Origin of the sequence: Rheinheimera pacifica, from assembly GCF_900108485.1 — a bacterium.
GTDB lineage: Bacteria > Pseudomonadota > Gammaproteobacteria > Enterobacterales > Alteromonadaceae > Alishewanella > Alishewanella pacifica.
The window spans coordinates 130,130-150,415 of sequence record NZ_FNXF01000009.1 but is presented as its reverse complement, the minus strand read 5'-3'; the positions used below and the strand labels follow the sequence as shown (position 1 = coordinate 150,415).

Below are 20,286 nucleotides of genomic sequence, written 5' to 3'. Positions count from 1 at the left end.
CGATAACACACTGTGCGGGGAGTTAGAACAATGAAACAACTGCTGCTTATTATACTCATGCTAAGTTCCGCCGGAGCCATGGCATCAAAAGCGCCGATAGGCATAGTGATCCACGGTGGAGCCGGTACCATAAACCGCGACAGTATGACGCCAGCACAGGAGCAAGCCTACCATGCCATGTTAACCCACGCGGTAAACCAGGGGTATGCCGTACTTGAGCGCGGCGGTTCCAGTTTAGATGCGGTAACGGCAGCAGTAATGGTACTGGAAGATTCGCCACTGTTTAATGCCGGTAAAGGTGCGGTTTACACCTTTGATGAAAGCCACGAACTGGATGCTTCTATTATGAATGGCCGGGATCGCAGCGCAGGGGCTGTTGCCGGTGTCACCAATGTAAAAAACCCGATATTGCTGGCGCGGGCAGTAATGGAAAAATCAAACCACGTCATGTTGTCTGGCAAAGGTGCCGAGCAATTTGCCAAACAGCAGAAACTGGAGTTAGTCGATAACAGCTATTTTAATACAGAGTTTCGCTACGAGGCGTTAAAACGGGCAAAACAAGCGATAGCGCCGCAGCCGCATCAGGCGGCAGTACCTTATGATCCGGCCTGGAAAATGGGCACAGTGGGGGCTGTTGCAATAGATCGCAAAGGCAATTTAGCAGCAGCCACCTCAACCGGCGGTATGACTGCCAAACGTTACGGCCGTATTGGTGATGCGCCCGTTATTGGTGCCGGTAACTTTGCCGATAATAAAAGCTGTGCTGTATCAGCCACCGGCCATGGCGAGTTTTTTATCCGCTATCAGGTAGCCAGTGATATTTGTGCCAGAGTGAAATACCAGAAAAAAACGGCCGCCGTGGCAGCAAAAGAAGTTATGGCCGAACTGAAAGCTGTTGGCGGTGATGGCGGCGTTATCGTGGTCGATAGCAAAGGGCAGTTAAGCTGGACCTTTAACACTGAAGGTATGTACCGCGCACTTAAAGCCGAAGGCGGCCAGGTTATCAGCGAAATCTTTGCTGCTAAAAGCTGATTTTGCAGCAAAGCGGCTAAATTCGGCTAATCTTAACAAGAGCCTGATGCTCAGCAATACAGTGCAGGGGGAAGCATGGATTTACTAAAAGTGGCAGATTATATGAACCGGTATCCGGTTACGTTTACTGCTGATATGCCGGTAGAAATGGCAGTAGCCCGCCTGATTAAAGGGCGGCAAACCGGTGGGCCTGTTATTGATGAACAGCGTAAAATAGTCGGTTTTATCTCAGAGCAGGATTGCCTGCAACGCATGCTGATGTCTACTTATCATGATCAGCAGGCGTCAAGAGTGGCTGACGTGATGAACCCGGCTGTGTTAACGGTAAAAGGCTATGATGGCATTATTGATTTAGCGCAAATTATGCTCAAAGCTAAACCTAAGTTGTACCCGGTGGTGGATGATGATGGCTATTTACTTGGCATTATTACCCGCTCAGATGTACTTGGAGCCATAGATAAAGAGCTACATTCGCATTATGGCAAGGTAGGTTAGTGTTTAAGCGCTGGATTTTTACCTGCTGCTCTTGGTAGCATGGCGCCCTCTGTTAACGAGGGCGTTGTTTTGTCTGAAGCTGTTATCTCTGTATCCGAACTTATTTCCCGTATTCCTGCTTGTCTGCTAAAAGACCAGTTTCGCCTGCGCCGCCGGTTACATAACTGCAAAAATCTGGCAGATGACGCAAAAAGCACACAATTAACGCGTATAGCTGCCGATATCGCCCGCTCTGAGGCACAGCGCACGGCCAGGCTGGCTGCGCTGCCCAAGGTAAGCTATCCGCCACAACTGCCGGTATCGGAAAAAAAAGACGACATTAAAGCCGCCATTGCCGCCAATCAGGTGGTGATTATTGCCGGTGAAACCGGCTCGGGTAAAACCACGCAAATTCCGAAAATCTGCCTCGAGTTAGGTCGTGGTGTTGCCGGTATGATTGGCCACACCCAGCCACGGCGTTTAGCTGCGCGCAGTGTCTGTGATCGTATTGCCGAAGAGCTGCAGTGTCAGGTGGGTAACCAGGTAGGCTATAAAATCCGATTTGGCGATCACACCAGCGACAATACTTTCGTTAAACTGATGACCGACGGTATTTTGCTGGCCGAAATTCAGCAAGACCGCTTTTTAAACCAGTACGACACCTTAATTATTGACGAAGCGCACGAGCGCAGCCTGAATATCGATTTTTTACTCGGTTACTTAAAGCAGCTGCTGCCCAAACGGCCGGATCTCAAGCTGATTATTACCTCAGCAACCATTGACCCACAGCGTTTCTCGAAGCACTTTTTTAATGCGCCGGTAATTGAAGTCTCCGGCCGCACTTTTCCGGTAGAAACCCGGTACCGGCCGGTAAGCGAGCAAGACGACAAAGACGCCGATCAACTGCAGGGCATTTTTGATGCGGTAGACGAGTTATACCGCGAGCCGCCGGGCGATATTCTGGTTTTCTTAAACGGTGAGCGTGAAATCCGCGATACTGCCGATGCGCTGGAAAAACTCAAACTGCCGCATACCGAAGTGTTACCACTGTATGCCAGATTAAGCGCGGCCGAGCAAAACCGCATTTTCCAAAGTCACGCCGGCCGGCGTATCGTGTTGGCTACTAATGTCGCCGAAACCTCACTGACAGTGCCCGGTATTCGTTATGTAATAGACCCCGGTACTGCGCGTTTATCGCGCTACAGCTATCGCTCTAAAGTACAACAACTGCCGATAGAGGCCATCAGCCAGGCCAGTGCTAACCAGCGTAAAGGCCGCTGTGGCCGCGTAGCCGCCGGTATTTGTATCCGGCTTTATAGCGAAGAGGATTTTAACGGTCGGCCAGAGTTTACTGACCCGGAAATACTGCGCACTAATCTGGCGTCCGTTATTATGCAAATGCTGGCACTGGGGCTGGGTGATATTGAAGCTTTTCCGTTTTTACAAAAGCCGGACAGCCGCTTTGTAAACGATGGTGTAAAGCTGCTTGAAGAGCTGGGTGCTATCCCGTTAAATCGTAATAAGCAGGGCCTGCAACTTACTGAACTGGGTAAAAAGCTGGCGCGCTTACCGATAGATCCGCGCCTGGCGCGTATGGTGCTGTTTGGTGCCGACAACGGCGCATTAACTGAATTGTTGGTGCTTTCAGCTGCATTGTCCATTCAGGACCCGCGTGAGCGGCCGTTAGATAAACAGCAAAAAGCCGATCAGAGCCATGCCCGTTTTGCTGATCCAGATTCTGACTTCGCTGCCTGGCTGAAGTTGTGGCAATACCTGCAGGAGCAACAAGAGCAGTTAAGTAACAACCAGTTTCGCCGTCTGTGCCGCCAGGAGTTTTTAAATTACCTGCGGGTACGCGAATGGCAAGACCTTACCGGCCAGCTTACCCAACTTATGCAGGAGCAGGGTTATCAGCTAAACCAGCAAACAGCCGGTTATCAGGCTATTCACCAGGCGGTGCTAAGTGGCTTGCTCGGCCAGGTGGGTTTTAAAGACTCAGAAGCCGATTACTTAGGCCCGCGGCAAACGCGGTTTTATGTGTTTCCGGGTAGCCATTTATTTAAACGTAAACCCAAATGGGTGGCGGCAGCTGAATGGGTAGAAACCAGCAAGCTGTATGCCCGCACGCTGGCCAAAATTGAACCGGAGTGGATAGAACCACTGGCCGAGCATTTGGTAACTCGCAGTTACAGCGAGCCGCACTGGGAGAAAAAGCGCGGTGCGGTAATTGCGTACGAGCAAGTCAGTTTGTACGGCTTGGTTATTGTGCCCAAGCGCGCTGTGCTGTATAGCAAAATTGACCCAGCAGTGTGTCATACGCTGTTTGTGCGCGAAGCGCTGGTGAATCAGGAGCTGGGTACCAATGATAGTTTTTTACAGCATAACCAGCGTTTAATTGACGATGTTACCGCGTTGGAAGAAAAATCACGCCGGCGCGATATTCTGGTAGATGAAGACACCCTGGCAGCGTTTTATCTTCAGCGTGTACCACAGTGGGCGAATAACCGTATCGATTTTGCCAAATGGTGGAAGAAAAAACGCAGTGAAGATGCGTCCTTTCTTAACTTTGATCCCGATAGCCTGCTTAACCGCGACGCCAGTGATATTACTGCCGATAAATTCCCTGAAACCTGGCGTCAGGGCAATTTAACCCTGCCGCTGGAATACCATTTTGCCCCGGGTGAACCGGACGACGGCGTCAGCGTGATTATTCCGCTGGCGCTGTTAAACCAATTGGACGATAACGGCTTTGACTGGCTGATCCCGGCGCTGCGTCACGAGTTGCTGGTGGCATTAATTAAATCACTGCCCAAACAATACCGGCGTAATTTTGTGCCGGCACCCAACTATGCTGATGCATTAATGCAAACGCTGAACCCGGATGAAGGCAAGTTACTTGACGTTATCACCCTGCGTTTAAAGCGGATGTCCGGCGTAACGATTCCGGAAGATGCCTGGGATTTAACCAGCCTGCCGCTGCATTTAAAAATGAATTTTAAAGTGGTAGATGACAAAGGCACTACTTTGCAGCAGGGCCGCTCGCTGAATTTGCTAAAGCAGGGCTTACAGGGCGAAGTGCAACAAAGCTTAAGCCAGGTAGCCGAGCAGGGCATAGAGCAGGATCAGTTAACCCAGTGGAGCTTTGGCCAGCTGCCGCGTGAGTACGTGAAATTACAAGCCGGCTATGAAATTAAAGCCTTCCCGGCGTTAGTGGACGAGCGTGACTCGGTAGCGATAAAGCTGCTGGATAACCCGCAACAAGCGCTGGCAGCAACCAAACAGGGGCTGCGCCGTTTATTGCTGCTCAATATTCCGTCACCGGTAAAATACCTGCAGGAATCGTTACCAAATAAAGCCAAGCTGGGTTTGTACTTTAACCCTTTTGGCCGCGTGCTGGAGCTGATAGACGATTGCATCGCAGCCGGTGTTGACGCTTTAATAGCGCAAGGCGAGTTGCCACAGAATGAGCAGGATTTTACTGCGCTCAGAGAGAAAGTACGCGCAGAGCTGGGAGACAGCGTGCTGGCAATAGCGCTTAAAGTGGAACAAATTTTAACCCTGTACCACGACATCCAAAAGCGCTTAAAAGGCAAAGTCGATTTAGCTCATGTACAGTCGCAGGGTGATATTAAGCAGCAGCTAAACGAGCTTATTTTTAAAGGCTTTGTCAGTGGCCATGGTGCCGCGCGGCTGGACGATATATTGCGTTACTTACAAGCTATGCAAAAACGGCTGGAAAAACTGCCGGTGGATCCGCAGCGCGATCGCTTATTGATGCACGAGTATCAAAAAGCCTTTGATAGTTATAATAGCCTGTTAGGTAAATTTGCCGGCAGTAAAGTATTACCTGAGCCGGTGCAGGCAATTTACTGGATGCTGCAAGAGTTGAAAGTGTCTTTACATGCGCAGCAGTTGGGTACGCCATATCCGGTATCGGTGAAAAGAGTGCTGCATGCAGTGAATGAAGCTAAGGTGTAATGGCGGCGATATGTTAACGCCTACTTTACACCAGCGATGGAAAGTTCTATAACTAACCCTGACGTAGTTAGGGGAGGTATTATGCTGACAAAAGGCGACAACCGGCATTATTTCAGGATGATGGTCAATGCTGACGTAAAACTGATGATTAATGATCCTGAAACCGGACGGGTGATAGACGGCATTTGCCGTGATTTAAGTGCATCAGGTATGTCAATTGAAGTGGATGAGCCGCTGGAAATGGGTACCTTGATCCGGGTGCGGCTTGATTCTGCCAATGCCAGCATACCGCCGCTGGATGCAAGTGCAAAAGTGATGCGCTGTAGCCAGGAAAGTGAAGATATTTATCAGTTGGGTTTAGCTTTTATGGAGCTAAATTAAACTTAGCCAATAAAAAAGCAGCCGAAGCTGCTTTTTTTGCCTTAGGGCTTAGCCAAACTGAGCTTTTACTGTTGGTTAAAGCGCACAGTAAAGCTTACCGGTACTAAGGCGTCAATACTGTTCAGCCCGGCCAGCTCCTGCAATTTGGCTACGCCGTCAGTGAGTTTAAAGCTGCTGGTGTTTAGCATCAGCGGCGCTTCTGTTACCGCTTGCAGTGTATTGGCACTTAGTTTGGTAATACGCAGCTTGGCATTTAGCACCACTGTTTCTGTGGCTATCGTAACGTGCAAAGGCAACTCTAGCAGCATGCTGTCGCGAACTGCCAGTTTTGCTACCGCATCTTGCTTAAGCTCAGCAGATACCGTAATGGCCGCAAATTGCTCGGCTTGCAGCACATATTGCCATATCCGCTCATTACGAATAGGGATCAGCGTGTCCAGGCTGCTCACCGGAATACTGATGTTAACCATGCTGCCATCCCAGTTGCCGCTTAACTGTTTAAACTGATGCGTTTCAGCAACTACTTCATTTTTTACTGATACAAAATGTAGGCTAGACTGGCTGTTGTCTAACTGCCAGCTGGCAGCAGAAACCAGGCTGCTGCTCAGGGCAAGGGCAAGGGCGAATAGTTTCACGTTGTTTCTCCAATGATGACAATTTTATGTCAGCATACCGCAAAGCTATGCTAATACCCAAGTGCTAATGTCAGTAGATTTTACACACTAAGCCTTTGAGATAACTGCCTTCCGGGTAAAAGCTGGCTACCGGGTGATCACTATCCTGGCTCAGTTTTTCAATAAACAGACAGTCACGTTTGGCATCAAGTGCGGCATCGGCCACGATTTTCTGAAACAGGCTGTCTTCCATCAGGCCAGAACAGGAGAAGGTCAGCAATAAACCGCCCGGTTTTACAATTTGCATCGCAACCATATTAATGTCTTTATAACCGCGGCAGGCGCCCATTAACTGTGCTTTGCTTTCGGCAAATTTTGGCGGGTCAAGGATCACCATATCAAACTGCTTACCTTGTTCACGGTACTGGCGTAGCAGTTTAAACACGTCAAATTTAACGTTATCAATTTTTGACAGATCAAGCTGATTAAGTTCAGCGTTTTTCAGCGCAGTACTAAGCGCCAGATCAGACAAATCAGCATTGGTTACTGCCTGCGCACCACCTTGCAGTGCTGCTACGCCAAAAGTGCCGGTATAGCTAAAGCAATTCAGTACCGTTTTACCTTTAGCATAACGTTTGGCTGCCGCACGGCTGGCACGCTGATCCAGATAAAAGCCGGTTTTATGGCCTTGCATTACATCAACCAGCAACGACATACCGTGTTCTTTAATCACGACTTCGCCGTTATCACGCGGTAAATGCAACCAGCCGGTAACCGGTTTTAAGCCTTCTTTTTTGCGCACATCAACATCTGAACGTTCATAAATACTGTGCTCAGGAAACAGTGCTATCAGCGCCTGCACTATGGCATCACGCCAGACATCGGCACCGGCAGATAACAGCTGGCACACCAGTATGGTGTCGTATTTATCGATGGTCACACCGGGTAAACCGTCAGATTCTGCCGCTACCACCCTTAAACCCGTGGTGTGGCTAAGATCAAACAGCTCTGTGCGTAACTGCCAGGCCCGGGCAATACGGCGCTGAAAAAATGCGGCATCGATTTGTTCTTGCGGGTTAAAGCTCCAGATCCGCGCCCGTATTTGTGACTCGGCAGAGTAAGCACCATAGCCCAGCCATTCACCTTTGCTGCTGACAACCTCAACCGTCTGGCCATTGGCCGGATTACCACTGACACTTTTTACTGCTTTGGAGAAAATCCACGGGTGTAGCCGTTTTAACGACTTCTCCCGGGTTTCCTGCAGGGTTAACCGGGGTAATACAGATGAGACTGAAGGCTTATTCATGGGCATTTACACACTGTGCTAGACTAAAGGCCGCATTGTAGAGAAGCGCTGCCCAAAGCTAAAGCACAATTTAAGCTAAGCAGCCAATTTGCTAAGGAGTTAGTTTTGGTCAGCATTCCAGCCACTATGCAGGTTATTGCCGTAGAAAACGCAGGTAAAGACAGCACATTGCGTATCGAACAACGTGCAGTGCCACAACCGTCAGCAGAGCAACTGCTGGTTAAGGTCGCCGCTGCAGGTATTAACCGCGCAGATTTAATGCAGCGCCGTGGCTTGTATCCGCCACCAGAGGGCGAAAGCGACATTCTGGGGCTGGAAGTAGCGGGTGTGGTAGTTGCTGCCGGGCCACTGCATAAAAGCTGGTTAGGTAAAGCGGTGTTTGGTTTGGTGCCAGGTGGGGGTTATGCAGAGTATGCACTGCTGCATGCCGGCCATGCCATGGCGGTGCCGGCAGGCTACAGCATGGCAGAAGCTGCCGCAACGGCAGAGGTCTTCTTAACTGCTTATCAGTTATTGTGCAGTATTGGTAACCTGCAAACTAATCAGCGGGTGCTTATTCACGCTGGCGCCAGTGGGGTGGGTACGGCAGCCATACAACTGGCAAAAGCCATTGGCGCAAAAGTGGCGGTTACGGCCAGCAGTGCCGAAAAGTTGGCCATATGCACTGCGCTGGGCGCTGAGCTGGCGATAAACTATAAAACAACTGCTTTTGAGCAGGAATTGGCCAGCCACTGGCCGCAAGGCGTGGATCTGGTGCTGGACCCGGTAGCCGGCGAGTACATCAGCCGTGAGATGCGGTTACTGGCAATGGATGGCAAAATAGTGCTGTATGCCATGATGGGTGGGCACGACATACCACAGCTGAATTTAGCACCTTTATTTAAACGCCGCGGCCAGCTGATATGTTCTACCTTGCGTAATCGCAGTAACCGGTATAAAACTAATCTTACTCAGGCGTTTAGTCAGGCTTTTGCTACCATGCTGGCGCAGCGCCAAATACAGCCGGTGCTGCAACAACAATTTGACTGGCGCCAGGCACAAATTGCACATCAGCTAATGGCCAGTAATGCCACCATTGGCAAGCTTGTGTTAACATTCTGATTTGCCGAAAACGTTTACATGCCCGCACATAGTTTTTCTGCTAGCGGGGCAGCGCGCATATTGTAACAAGGACGCCTTACCAGAATGACTTTAGGTACCATCGGAAAATCAACTTACAGCAAGTTGGTGTCAACACTGATTAACCGTATTTGTGATACTACTGCAGTAGCCGACTCATTGTACGAGCAGGCGGTGCAGTATTTTCAGCAGGCGGTAGCGCAACAGGCAGAAAAAACTGAACTGGAACAACAGGTATTTTTATTTGAAAACCGGCAGAAACAGGTAAATAAGCGCGATCTGGCTTTGGTCGAACGCAATTTGCAGCAAGCGCAAAATGAAAGGCAAACCTTTCAGCAGGCCCGCAATGAAGAAGCCAGTACACGGATGGCGGCACTGAAAAAGATATGCCTGGATATTCTGGAGTTATGTCAGGGCGAATCACAGGAAGACACTCATATGAATAGTGCCAAATTACTCGGTACTATTCAGCTGCTATCACCGACCGAAGGCAAGCATGTTGCCGCCAGTAATCAGAAAAGTAAGCACCTGTATAAAGCTATTTTGTCCCTGCGGTTGCTGGACAAACTACTGGCCGATGGTGAGCTGAATAATGCCTATGTACAGCAGCGGTATCAGGCCAGCAAAGGCTTAAAAGCGGGCAAAGACGAGTATAACCCGTTTCGGGACGATGTGCAGATCCCGTTGTTAATGGCCGCACTGTTGCAGGACATTGGTAATTGCCACCCTGAAGCACTGTTGATATTAAAAGGTGCCGATGGCAAAGCTGACGAGTTTCGCGTGCTTGAGAATGACGAGCGGCTGGCGTTACTACAAATTAGTTATCGCGAAAGCCTGAAATATATTACTCAGGGGTTAGGGCTGGATAAATACAGCGGTAATTCCAAAGAAGAGCGTGACCAGTTTATTAAGCTCGAAGGCGAACGGCAGAATTTTGTTCTCACCTTGCTGAAAAATGCCATTAAGCCCGAGCACGGTATTGGTAATTTGCTTAAAATTCCACAAATTTATACCTCGGTGGTGTTGTCGACTAAAAGCAGCTTTGCCTATGAAACCTTACCTAAAGTAGCACTGGTGCTGGAAAAAGGCGTCGAGAAGGGCGTATACAGTAAGGTCGCAGTAGATGCACTGCTAAGTATTACCGGTATTTTCCCGCAGGGCTTTGGCATAACCTACATTCCGAAAGACTCAGATCGGCAAGATCTGGATCGTTACGAATATGCCATCGTTACCGGGCTTTATCCGGCCGATATTCGCCAACCGGTTTGCCGAATGGTAACCCGTAACCTCACGTATAACGTGTCTGCCCAGGGTTGTATCGTCAGTGTAGAAAACAACCTGTACTACCCGCAAGCGCGCAAAAAGCTGGAGCGGATCAGCGAAGAGCGCTTACTGGAAATTTTGAGCAAACTGGTATCAAACTTTGAAGAGCGCAAAAACATGCCGTTGCTGCCTAAATTCTGGCGGCCGGATGAATATTTCTCTTATGTGAAAAACCAGAACCTGTGGAACAAAGTAGTTATGCACAGTAACTAACGCAGTTAATTGCACAATAACCAGCACAGCAACAAAACCGTCTTCAGACGGTTTTGTTTTGCTCAGTATTGCGCGGGTAGTTGTCAGCTGGCTCGCCAGGCTCAAAATGATCTTCCGCTTGCTGCTCTTGTTCAATATCTTCGTCATAGCCGGCAGGTACCTGCTGATAAGCGGCAATAAAGTCTTCGTCGCGCATTTGTGCCACAACCACTTCTTCGTCAACACGCGGATCAAGCGCGGCCGCCAGTGGTGATGATACCAAATCACCCGAGCCCATTTTAAACTGGGCATTTTGCTGTTCGTCCATCATCCGCTTAACCATTTTTTGCGTGTAATTTACCCGGATCAGCCGCAAAAACAGTGTTAGGGCACAGCAGCTGATAAAGGCATACAGCATAGCAGGGCCAACTAACTGCATCAGTGCCGACGCCAGCAGCGGGCCAAAACAGGCGCCCAGGCCAAAGGTCAGCAATACTGTGGCAGATAAGGCCACCCGATCGTTTTGCTCTACGTTTTGGTTGGCAAAAGCCGAGGCGATAGGATAAAGCGTAAACGCCAGCACGCCGTAGCAAAAGGTGGCAATTAGTAAGGCAAAGCCGGTTAATGGCAATAAAGCCATTGATAGCGTAAGAATGCTAAGTATGGCTGCATTAAAGCGCAAAATACGGCTGCGCGGAATGCGGTCAGAAATTTTGCCCATTGGCCACTGTGCCAGCAGACCGGCCAGTATAGTAACAGACATAAACAGGGTTACCTGTTCAGTATTCATGCCCTTGCTGGCAGCATAAGCTGGGGCCAGGCCATAAAAAGCGCCTGCCATCATGCCGGCTACCGTCACCGCAGTTAGCGACTGAGGCACCAGTTTCCAGAACGCCAGAATTTTCAGCGGCGCCGGTTGCAGTGGTGCCGGGTGAATACGTTTAGTTAGCGCTATCGGTACTATACACAGCGAGTAACACATGCTGATAATCAGCAGTGGTGCTATGCCAAGCTCAGGGAACTGGCTAAGCATCAACTGGCCACCAATCATGCCAAGGTAAGAGGTAATCATATAAAAGGCGAACACGGTGCCACGCTGCGAGCTTTCGGTTTGCTCGTTCAGCCAGCTTTCCAGCACCATATACTGGCACATCATGCCCATACCGACGATAACGCGCATTACCAGCCAGATCTCCAGTTGGTTTATCAGCACATGGCTCATCGCACAGGCACTGACAATAGCTGCGCTGGCGACAAAAGCCCGGATATGGCCAACCTGAGCAATAACTTTGTGGCCAAGCTTAGATCCCAGCACCAGGCCAAGGTAATAGCAGGACATTAACGCGCCAATCCAGATAGAATCGACATTTTGCTGTGCCAGCGATAAGCCAAGGTAAGTTGATAACGAACCCTGGGCCACCAACATTAGCAAGGTGGTAAGAAATAAAGCACTAAAGCTGCGATAAGGGCTTTTACTGGTCATCCTCTGCCTTAAAAAATACAGGCAGCCAAGAGCTGCCTGAAACTGTTACTTCACGCGCATACCGGGCTGGGCACCGTCATCCGGTGACAGAATAAACAAGTCGCTGCCGCCAGGGCCTGCGGCTAGCACCATACCCTCGGATAAACCAAAGCGCATTTTGCGTGGTGCAAGGTTTGCCACCATCACGGTTAAGCGGCCTTCAAGTTGCTCCGGGCTGTAGGCCGATTTAATACCGGCAAACACCTGGCGTACTTCGCCACCGCCAATATCCAGTTGCAGTTGCACCAGTTTGTCGGCACCTTCTACCGCGCTGGCTTTAATGATTTTGGCCACCCGCAAATCAATTTTGGCAAAATCATCAATGCTGATGGTATCGCTGATTGGTTCGCGCTCTGCCACCGGCGCTTTTTCAGTTTTAACGGCCGTTTTAACCGGTGCCGCCGTTTGTGGTTGCAGGTTTTCTTTCGAGGCATCCAGCATAGCGGTGACTTTTACCGGGTCAACCCGCTGCATCAGCGCTTTAAACGGGTTGATTGCATGGTTGGTTAACGGCAGCTGATAATTTTGCCAGTTCAGTTCGCTGTTTAAAAAGGCTTCTGTTTCTGCGGCCATTAACGGCAACACCGGTTTTAAATAATGCATTAATACGCGAAACAGGTTAATGCCCATTGAGCATACGTCATGCGCTTCTTGCTGTTTGCTATCATCTTTTACCAGTACCCAGGGCGCTTTGGCATCAATGTATTGGTTAGCCTTATCGGCCAGCGCCATAATGTCGCGGATAGCCCGGGCAAACTCACGTTTTTCAAAGCTGTCGGCGATGCTTTCGCCCATAGCGGTAAATTCTGCCAGCAGGGCAGGTTCAGCCACGGTAGCCGATAACTTGCCATCATAGCGCTTAGTAATAAAGCTGGCACAGCGGCTGGCGATATTGACCACTTTACCGACTAAATCGGCATTGACCTTCTGGCTGAAATCATCCAGGTTCAAATCCAGATCAATAATGCTGCTGCTAAGCTTCGAGGCAAAGTAATAGCGCAGGTATTCCGGGTTTAAATGATCCAGATAAGTGCGTGCTTTAATAAAAGTACCGCGCGACTTGGACATTTTGGCACCGTTTACGGTAACAAAACCGTGGGCGAAAATGGCGTTGGGTTTGCGCATACCTGCGCCATGCAGCATGGCTGGCCAAAACAGGCTGTGAAAATAAATAATGTCTTTGCCGATAAAGTGGTATATCTCGGCGTCAGAATCTAACCGCCAGAAGCTGTCAAAGTCGATACCGGTTTTATCGCACAGGTTTTTAAAGCTGGCCAGATAACCAATAGGTGCATCTAACCAGACATAAAAGAATTTGCCCGGTGCATTGGGTATTTCAAAGCCAAAGTAGGGTGCATCACGGCTGATATCCCACATTTGCAGGCCGTCTTTAAACCATTCCTGCAGTTTATTGGCCATTTCATCCTGCAAGCTGCCGCTGCGTGTCCAGTCTTGTAACATCTGGCTAAAAGCCGGTAAATCAAAGAAATAATGCTCAGAGTCTTTTAATACCGGTGTGGCGCCGGATACCACGGAGCGGGCATTTTTTACTTCGGTTGGGCTGTAGGTGGCACCGCAGACATCGCAGCTGTCGCCGTTTTGATCCAGGGCGCCACATTTGGGGCAATCACCTTTAACAAAACGGTCGGGCAAAAACATTTGCTTTTCCGGGTCGAATAACTGGCTGATGGTTTTACGCTTAATGTAACCGCCATCATTAAGTTTATTGTAAATCTGGCTGGCAAATTCGCGGTTCTCTTCGCTGTGGGTCGAGTGATAATTGTCAAAGCCAATGCCGAAACCGGCAAAGTCAGCCTGGTGTTCAATATTGGTTTTTGCAATCATTTGCTCGGGTGTAATGCCCTGTTCCTGCGCTTTGAGCATAATAGGCGTGCCGTGCGCATCATCGGCGCAAACGTAATAGCATTCATGGCCGCGGGCTTTTTGAAACCGGGCCCAGATATCGGTTTGAATGTATTCCAGTAAGTGGCCTAAATGGATAGGGCCGTTGGCATAGGGTAAAGCGCTGGTAACGAGTATTTTGCGTGTCGACATTAAGCGGTGCTCTTTTGCATAAATAACTGAAAAAATTTCACTAAATGATACACTAGCCGCCATCGATCCGCACCCGCCAAGGTGCGGATCTGCTAAAAAAACGTGTTAACGCCTGAATTTGGAACTTGCTGATGTTTAACTGGTTTAAATCCGCCAAAACCGACACTTTACCAGAGGCTGCCCAGCAGTTGCTGCAACACTGGCAATTGCCTGACAGCGGTGCGCCGCTGGCGTTATTACTCGAGAGCGTAAGTCTGCAGAAAAACAATCTGCGTATCAGCCTGAAGCTGCCGTTGTTATCCATAGCGCAGCCGCTGCAACAGGCGTTGCTTGATGCCGGCTTTAGTTATCAGTTAACGCTTGATTACCAACTGACAACAGCGCCGGTATTTAAAGATATTAAGCAGATTATTCTTGTTGCGTCGGGCAAGGGCGGGGTGGGTAAATCCACCACTGCCGTTAATCTGGCGGCAGCACTGGCGCTGGAAGGCGCCAAAGTTGGCTTGCTGGATGCTGATATTTATGGTCCGTCTATTCCTGTGATGCTGGGGCTGAGCGGCGAGAAGATCAGCTCGCCGGATAATAAACTGATGCAGCCCAAGTTTGCCCATGGCGTGTATTTGCAGTCTATCGGCTTTCTGGTTGACCCACAGCAAGCCTCGGTATGGCGCGGCCCTATGGCCAGCCAGGCTTTGTTGCAACTGTTGAACGAAACACTGTGGCCAGAGCTGGATTATTTAATTGTCGATATGCCACCGGGCACCGGTGATATCCAGCTGACTATGGCGCAAAAGCTGCCGGTAACCGGTGCTGTGGTGGTAACCACGCCGCAGGATGTGGCGCTGTCGGATGCAGAAAAAGCCATCAGCATGTTTCGCCAGGTGAATATTCCGCTGTTGGGCCTGATTGAAAATATGAGTTTTTACCAGTGCAGCCACTGCGGCACACGGGATGATATTTTTGGTACTGAAGGTGGCATCTTATTAGCAGAGCGTTATCAGGTGCCGGTGCTGGGCCAGTTACCGCTGCAAAAACAGATCCGCGAGCAGGCCGATGCAGGGGTACCGATAGTGCTAAAACAGCAGCCAGTGGCGCAAATTTACCGTACAATCGGCCGGCAATTAATGCTGGCATTGCATTGGCATGCTGCTGCGCAAGCGGTCGGCCAACCTGAAATAATAATAACGGACGATTAAAATGAGACTGTGTGACCGCGATATAGAGCGCTATTTAGCCGAAGGCAAAATCACTATTACCCCGCAGCCAGATGCCGACATGATAAGCGGCGTGAGTGTTGATATTCGTTTGGGCAATAAATTTCGCGTCTTTGTTGCGCATACGGCAGCTTATATTGATTTAAGCGGCCCGCGCGGCGAAGTGGATAAAGCCTTAAACAGCGTAATGAGCGACGAAATTTATATCGCTGATGGCGATAAATTTATTTTACACCCCGGAGAGCTGGCACTGGCGATGACGCTGGAATCGGTCACTTTGCCGGATGATATCGTGGGCTGGTTAGACGGGCGCTCTTCATTAGCGCGTTTGGGCTTGATGGTGCATGTTACTGCACATCGGATTGATCCGGGTTGGTCTGGCAATATCGTGCTGGAGTTTTACAACAGCGGTAAGCTGCCATTGGCGCTTCGGCCACAGATGAAAATTGGTGCGCTAAATTTTGAGCTGATGACAGGCCCGGCAGAGCGGCCTTATAACAAGCGGCTGGATGCCAAGTATCAGCAGCAAACCGGCGCTGTAGCCAGCCGTATTGGCCATGACGATAAAAGCTGACTATTGGCTGCTACAAAGTAAAAAGCCCACGCAAAGCGTGGGCCAAAAGCTATAAAGCAAAAATGAAGCCGGATGATTATGCAGTAAAGCTGCATAGCTTGGCAATATCGGCGGGTTAAAATTCCGCTTTAGGCTATTTAGGCAGCCAATGTAAGCCGTCAGTAAATTCGCTAAACGATAAATTCTATAGCCGGTAACACATTCAGTATTTGGTAAATAGTGCAGCGCTGCAGTATGCTAAATTGATTTTTTCGTCTCAGGGAGTGACGGCCGTGACTAACAATATTACACCACATAAATGGCGTTTTTTCCGCTCTGGCGGCTTTGATCAGGTTGCGCTGGAAACTGCAGCCGACTTACAACACCTGAGCGAGCTTGATCCTAAACTCTGGACAGTGCTGAGCTGCCCAACCTCTGGCCTGGAAATTGACAGCCGTACTCTGGCGTTGCTCGATCTCGACGGCGACGGCCAGATACGGGTGCCGGAAATACAGGCTGCAGTAAGCTGGAGTTGTCAGCGCCTTACTGATGCGCAGCTGATGTTTCAGCCGCCAGGCGTGCCATTACATGCAATTTCTGACGCTGATGAAATAGGCGCTGCCATTAAACTGGCTGCTTTGCGGGTGCTGGAATATACCGGTAAAACGGCCGACGACAGTTTGCAAGTTGACGATTTTGCCGATAAATCCCGTTTATTTTCGCCGGATCATTGCAATGGTGACGGCGTTGTTATGGCCCAGCTTACTGCTGACGAAGATGTAAAACAGCTGATCACCGATATTGTTAGTGTATTAGGTGGCGTGGCGGATCGCAGTGGCGGCATGGGCACTGACACCGAGATGTTAAGCAGTTTTGTGGCTCAGGCGCAGGCCATAGTAGACTGGCATAAAGCCGGAGCGGCAGAGTCGGACGATTTGCATCCGCTGGGTAGCGATACCGCCGCGGCCGTTGCGGTATTTGATAGCGTGCAGGCAAAAGTAGATGACTTTTTTGTCCGTTGCCAGTTAGCCGCGTTTGACAGCCGTGCAGCCCAGGCATTAAACCCTGAAGCCACAGTGTACGCCGTGCTGGCAAACCGGGCTATAGGCCAGGGCGAAGATGACATCACTGCTTTACCGCTGGCTGAGGTAGGCGCTGGTCTGGTATTGCCATTAGGGCAGGGTGTTAACCCGGCCTGGGCGGAGAAAATTCAGCAGTTAGGCCAGGTAGTTGTTAAGCCTTTACTGGGTAACATGCCGGAGAGCTTAAGTTTCGCCGATTGGTCGGCTATTTCTGCCAAACTGGCAACATGGCGTGCCTGGCAGGCCGCCAAGCCAGACTCAGCATTACATCAGCTTACGCTTGAACGTTTAACGGCCATAGTTACCAGCGATGCCACAGCGCGGCTTGAGCAGCTGATCGCGCTTGATTTGGCTGAAAAAACCTTTGCTGATAATGTCGATGCAGTTGAACGTTTGGTGCACTATCAGCGTAATCTGGTTACCTTATTGCGAAACTATGTATCGTTAAGTGACTTTTATCAGGGCGAAAATAAAGCCATTTTCCAGGCCGGAACCCTGTATCTGGATCAACGCAGTTGCGAGCTGGTGTTGTATGTGGCTGATATGGCCCGCCATGCCAGTATGTCGCCGTTTAGTGGCTGTTATCTGGTGTATTGTACCTGTACCCGCCAGGGTGAGGCTGCAGTGAATATTGTTGCTGCGCTTACTGGTGGTGATGTCGATGAGCTTATGGTGCCTGGCCGCAATGGTATATTTTACGACCGTAACGGCCGTGATTGGAAAGCCAGCGTAATAAAAGTTGTGGCGCAACCGGTTAGTATCCGCCAGGCTTTCTGGTCACCCTATAAGCGGGTAGCCGCTTTTATTGAAGGGCAATTGCAAAAGTTTGCCGCTTCGCGCGATAAAGATATTGAAACTCAAACTACCAGTGGCGTTGCTGATGCCGCCGCAGCGCCGGCAGCGACAACATCTGGCTTTGATATCGCTAAATTTGCCGGTATTTTTGCGGCTATTGGCTTGGCATTGGGCGCTTTGGGTACCATGCTCGCGGCCGTGGTTGCCGGTTTGTTTTCGCTGCAGTGGTGGCAGGTGCCATTAGTGCTGCTTGGCGTTATGCTGCTAATTTCATGCCCTTCTATGTTAATGGCTTTTATGACACTGCGCCGGCGTAATCTGGGGCCTTTACTGGATGCCAATGGTTGGGCGGTTAATACCCGGGCAAAAATTAATGTGCCCTTTGGTGCTGCGTTAACCGGTTTGGCTAAGTTGCCGCAAGGCGCCAAGCGCTCATTAAAAGACCCCTATGCTGAGAAAAAACAACCCTGGGGTTTAATACTGCTGGTGCTGCTGTTAATCGCCGCGACTGTTGGGTATTGGTTGTACTGGTAACTGCGGTAGCAGGTAATTAAACATACACAGCAGTAATAACTGACAAACAGGACAGTGACGGTGAATTCAGGCAGTATTATTCGTTTATTTTCGCTGGCCGCCATTTGGGGCGCGTCTTTCCTGTTTATGCGTATTGCGGTGCCGGAACTTGGCCCGGCCTGGCTGATGTTTGGCCGGGTGCTGCTGGCAGCGCTATTTCTGGCCTTGGTTGCCGTAGCGTTTAAACGCAGTTTGCCAATACGCGGCTATGCCGGCCATTTTATGATACTGAGTTTTTTTAATACGGCCTTACCGTTTCTGCTGTTTGCCTATGCGGCACAAACACTAACTGCATCTTTACTGGCGGTGCTTAATGCTACGGCGCCGTTGTGGGGCGCTTTGATTGGCTGGCTGTTTTTCCGCCAGAGTATGTCATTAAAAATTGCTGGCGGCTTGCTATTGGGGATCTGTGGTGTGGCCATACTGGTAGGTTTTGATGCTACAGCAAGTGGTAATGCTTTACCGGCTATTGCTGCGGCAGCAGGTGCGGCCTGTTGTTATGGTATCGCCACCTGGTATACCCGGCTGGCTAAACCGGTACCGGCTTTTACCAATGCACATGGCAATATGTGGGGGGCCTGCCTGTGGTTATTGCCACTACTATGGTTTATACCTTTGCCGGTAGCTGAACCTGCCAGCCAGAGCCTGTATGCTGTGCTGGCGCTGGGGATAGTTTGTACCGGTGTGGCCTATATGCTGTATTTTCGTCTGGTGCAGGATTTGGGCGCTACACCCACGCTAACGGTTACCTTTTTAATTCCGGTATTTGGTGTGCTGTGGGGCCACCTGTTTTTAGATGAAACTGTCGGCTGGCATACCCTGGCCGGTGCTGCCATTGTTATTACCGGCACCATGCTGGTAACCGGTTTTAGCCTGAATTCATTACGCGCTGCAACAGCGCCTGTTAAGGAGTAAATATGAAACTATATGGTTCACAAACTTCACCTTATGTGCGGCGCATTCGCTTATTGCTGGCCACTACTGCGCATGAATTTATTAACCTGAATATTTTTGCCGGTGAAGGGCGCCAAACACTGGCAGCAATTAACCCGGCACTGCGAATCCCTATGCTGGACGATGCTGGCCAGGTTATTTTTGATTCTGGCGTGATCTACCGCTACCTGGCACCCAAGCTGGGTATAGCGCCGCTTAGCTGGTATCAGGAAAACCAGCTAACTGTGATTAATGCGGTAAGTGATTCATTGGTTATGCTGCTGCAATGCAGCCGCAGCGGTTTTGACACCAATGAAGATAAGCTGTTTTTTAATTTACAGCGTGAGCGGATAGCTACCTCTTTGTATGTGTTGGAACAACAGGCAGCAAATAACGAGTTTGCCAATTGGGATTACGTTGCCATGGCGCTATACAGCCTGGTGGACTGGGCCTTGTTCCGTGAACTGCTAGAATTTGATGATTATCCGGCGCTACTGGCATTTGTTGCGCAAAACAACGCGCAACCGATGATTAAAGACAGCGATCCACGCCTGGGCTAAGCAGGCTCAAGCCGGTATTACTGTGCTGCTTTTAGCAGCACAGGTTCAATTAACACACTTTGCTCTGCATCTGACAGCCAGATGTGGCCTTCGCTGATATTGCACTGCAGGTTCATATTGCGGCTTACCAGTTTTGCCATGGCTTTTACCGATTCTTCGTTAATTTCCAGCACGGCCAGATTCTGGTAACGCTCCAGTGCCTGCTGAATGTTTTTCCACCACACTGGCACACTGCGCCCGCCATAGCAAAACAATTGCACCTGTTTTGCCCGTCCGGCGGCTTTACGCAGCCATTTTTCATCGCTTTGGCCAAACTCTACCCACAGGTTAATCTCACCACTGAGGGTTTTATCCCACAGCTCAGGTTCATCGTCTTCTGCACTTAAGCCTTTGGTAAAGGCCAGAGTCTCGCTGGCATTGATGGCAAAGGCTAACAGGCGCACCATCATGCGTTCGTCATTTTCTGACGGGTGCTGCGCCAGTGTCAGGCTGTGATCCTGATAATAATGCCGGTCCATATCTGCAATTTGCAGCTGAACCTTAAACACGGTGGCTTTTAGTGCCATAAGCAAACTCACTA

At 49.9% G+C, this 20,286-nt stretch carries 16 protein-coding genes; 11 read left to right on the top strand and 5 right to left on the bottom strand.

The genetic code is table 11. The features are described from left to right. The first annotated feature begins 30 nt into the window (after positions 1-30). The 4 genes from BLW68_RS12835 to BLW68_RS12820 all read left to right on the top strand — a co-directional run bounded on the left by BLW68_RS12835 (position 31) and on the right by BLW68_RS12820 (position 5,865). The gene (locus BLW68_RS12835; protein ID WP_092793892.1) at positions 31-1,032 is read left to right on the top strand and encodes an isoaspartyl peptidase/L-asparaginase family protein; all 1,002 of its coding nucleotides are present in this window, start codon (positions 31-33) and stop codon (positions 1,030-1,032) included. A gap of 75 nt (positions 1,033-1,107) precedes the next feature. Continuing rightward, on the top strand, positions 1,108-1,527 hold the full coding sequence (locus BLW68_RS12830) for a CBS domain-containing protein (RefSeq protein WP_068238149.1): 420 nt from the start codon (positions 1,108-1,110) through the stop codon (positions 1,525-1,527). Between the two features lie 69 nt (positions 1,528-1,596). Further along, positions 1,597-5,484: an ATP-dependent RNA helicase HrpA gene (gene hrpA / locus BLW68_RS12825; RefSeq protein ID WP_245728337.1), complete on the top strand. Its 3,888-nt coding sequence runs from the start codon at positions 1,597-1,599 to the stop codon at positions 5,482-5,484. 81 nt (positions 5,485-5,565) lie between these two features. Then, positions 5,566-5,865: a PilZ domain-containing protein gene (locus BLW68_RS12820; RefSeq protein ID WP_068238154.1), complete on the top strand. Its 300-nt coding sequence runs from the start codon at positions 5,566-5,568 to the stop codon at positions 5,863-5,865. A 65-nt stretch (positions 5,866-5,930) separates the two neighbouring features. On the opposite strand, the gene BLW68_RS12815 is transcribed toward BLW68_RS12820, so the two are convergent. Next, a complete protein-coding gene (locus BLW68_RS12815) occupies positions 5,931-6,500 on the bottom strand; it encodes a YceI family protein (RefSeq protein WP_092793888.1) in 570 nt (189 codons plus the stop codon). Between the two features lie 70 nt (positions 6,501-6,570). Further along, entirely contained in the window at positions 6,571-7,785 is a 1,215-nt protein-coding gene (locus tag BLW68_RS12810; protein WP_092793886.1) for a class I SAM-dependent rRNA methyltransferase, read from the bottom strand. A gap of 105 nt (positions 7,786-7,890) precedes the next feature. Here BLW68_RS12810 and BLW68_RS12805 point away from each other — a divergent pair, with 105 nt between their 5' ends. After that, the gene (locus BLW68_RS12805; protein WP_092793885.1) at positions 7,891-8,886 is read left to right on the top strand and encodes an NAD(P)H-quinone oxidoreductase; all 996 of its coding nucleotides are present in this window, start codon (positions 7,891-7,893) and stop codon (positions 8,884-8,886) included. A gap of 84 nt (positions 8,887-8,970) precedes the next feature. Continuing rightward, positions 8,971-10,440 (top strand): hypothetical protein, encoded by a 1,470-nt coding sequence (locus BLW68_RS12800; RefSeq protein ID WP_092793883.1) that lies wholly within the window; start codon positions 8,971-8,973, stop codon positions 10,438-10,440. A 43-nt stretch (positions 10,441-10,483) separates the two neighbouring features. On the opposite strand, the gene BLW68_RS12795 is transcribed toward BLW68_RS12800, so the two are convergent. Further along, the gene (locus BLW68_RS12795) at positions 10,484-11,902 is read right to left on the bottom strand and encodes an MFS transporter (RefSeq protein WP_092793881.1); all 1,419 of its coding nucleotides are present in this window, start codon (positions 11,900-11,902) and stop codon (positions 10,484-10,486) included. A gap of 45 nt (positions 11,903-11,947) precedes the next feature. Further along, complete coding sequence (gene metG / locus BLW68_RS12790; protein ID WP_092793940.1) at positions 11,948-13,996, bottom strand: methionine--tRNA ligase; 2,049 nt, start codon at positions 13,994-13,996, stop codon at positions 11,948-11,950. A 131-nt stretch (positions 13,997-14,127) separates the two neighbouring features. On the opposite strand from metG, the gene apbC reads away from it, so the two are divergent. The 5 genes from apbC (at position 14,128) to BLW68_RS12765 (ending at position 19,706) form a co-directional block, all read left to right on the top strand. After that, entirely contained in the window at positions 14,128-15,192 is a 1,065-nt protein-coding gene (gene apbC / locus BLW68_RS12785) for an iron-sulfur cluster carrier protein ApbC (RefSeq protein ID WP_218141369.1), read from the top strand. Between the two features lies 1 nt (position 15,193). After that, positions 15,194-15,784 carry a dCTP deaminase gene (gene dcd / locus BLW68_RS12780; protein WP_092793879.1) on the top strand — a complete coding sequence of 197 codons (591 nt, stop codon included), beginning with the start codon at positions 15,194-15,196 and terminating at the stop codon, positions 15,782-15,784. Between the two features lie 272 nt (positions 15,785-16,056). After that, on the top strand, positions 16,057-18,174 hold the full coding sequence (locus BLW68_RS12775; RefSeq protein WP_177172232.1) for a hypothetical protein: 2,118 nt from the start codon (positions 16,057-16,059) through the stop codon (positions 18,172-18,174). A gap of 60 nt (positions 18,175-18,234) precedes the next feature. Next, positions 18,235-19,128, top strand: a complete 894-nt coding sequence (locus tag BLW68_RS12770) for a DMT family transporter (protein ID WP_092793877.1) — start codon at positions 18,235-18,237, stop codon at positions 19,126-19,128. 2 nt (positions 19,129-19,130) lie between these two features. Further along, positions 19,131-19,706, top strand: coding sequence for a glutathione S-transferase family protein (locus BLW68_RS12765; protein WP_092793875.1), 576 nt, complete (start codon positions 19,131-19,133; stop codon positions 19,704-19,706). 17 nt (positions 19,707-19,723) lie between these two features. Here the strand turns inward: BLW68_RS12765 and BLW68_RS12760 are convergent, their stop codons facing one another. Then, a complete protein-coding gene (locus BLW68_RS12760; RefSeq protein WP_092793934.1) occupies positions 19,724-20,272 on the bottom strand; it encodes a YaeQ family protein in 549 nt (182 codons plus the stop codon). Positions 20,273-20,286: the final 14 nt, after the last annotated feature.

What these genes read in the sequence shown, in the direction of transcription:
- BLW68_RS12835 (WP_092793892.1), top strand. Translation starts at nt 31, where the DNA reads ATGAAACAACTGCTGCTTATTATACTCATGCTAAGTTCCGCCGGAGCC.
- BLW68_RS12830 (WP_068238149.1), top strand. Translation starts at nt 1,108, where the DNA reads ATGGATTTACTAAAAGTGGCAGATTATATGAACCGGTATCCGGTTACG.
- BLW68_RS12820 (WP_068238154.1), top strand. Translation starts at nt 5,566, where the DNA reads ATGCTGACAAAAGGCGACAACCGGCATTATTTCAGGATGATGGTCAAT.
- BLW68_RS12810 (WP_092793886.1), bottom strand. Translation starts at nt 7,785, where the DNA reads ATGAATAAGCCTTCAGTCTCATCTGTATTACCCCGGTTAACCCTGCAG.
- BLW68_RS12800 (WP_092793883.1), top strand. Translation starts at nt 8,971, where the DNA reads ATGACTTTAGGTACCATCGGAAAATCAACTTACAGCAAGTTGGTGTCA.
- BLW68_RS12795 (WP_092793881.1), bottom strand. Translation starts at nt 11,902, where the DNA reads ATGACCAGTAAAAGCCCTTATCGCAGCTTTAGTGCTTTATTTCTTACC.
- metG (WP_092793940.1), bottom strand. Translation starts at nt 13,996, where the DNA reads ATGTCGACACGCAAAATACTCGTTACCAGCGCTTTACCCTATGCCAAC.
- apbC (WP_218141369.1), top strand. Translation starts at nt 14,128, where the DNA reads ATGTTTAACTGGTTTAAATCCGCCAAAACCGACACTTTACCAGAGGCT.
- dcd (WP_092793879.1), top strand. Translation starts at nt 15,194, where the DNA reads ATGAGACTGTGTGACCGCGATATAGAGCGCTATTTAGCCGAAGGCAAA.
- BLW68_RS12765 (WP_092793875.1), top strand. Translation starts at nt 19,131, where the DNA reads ATGAAACTATATGGTTCACAAACTTCACCTTATGTGCGGCGCATTCGC.
- BLW68_RS12760 (WP_092793934.1), bottom strand. Translation starts at nt 20,272, where the DNA reads ATGGCACTAAAAGCCACCGTGTTTAAGGTTCAGCTGCAAATTGCAGAT.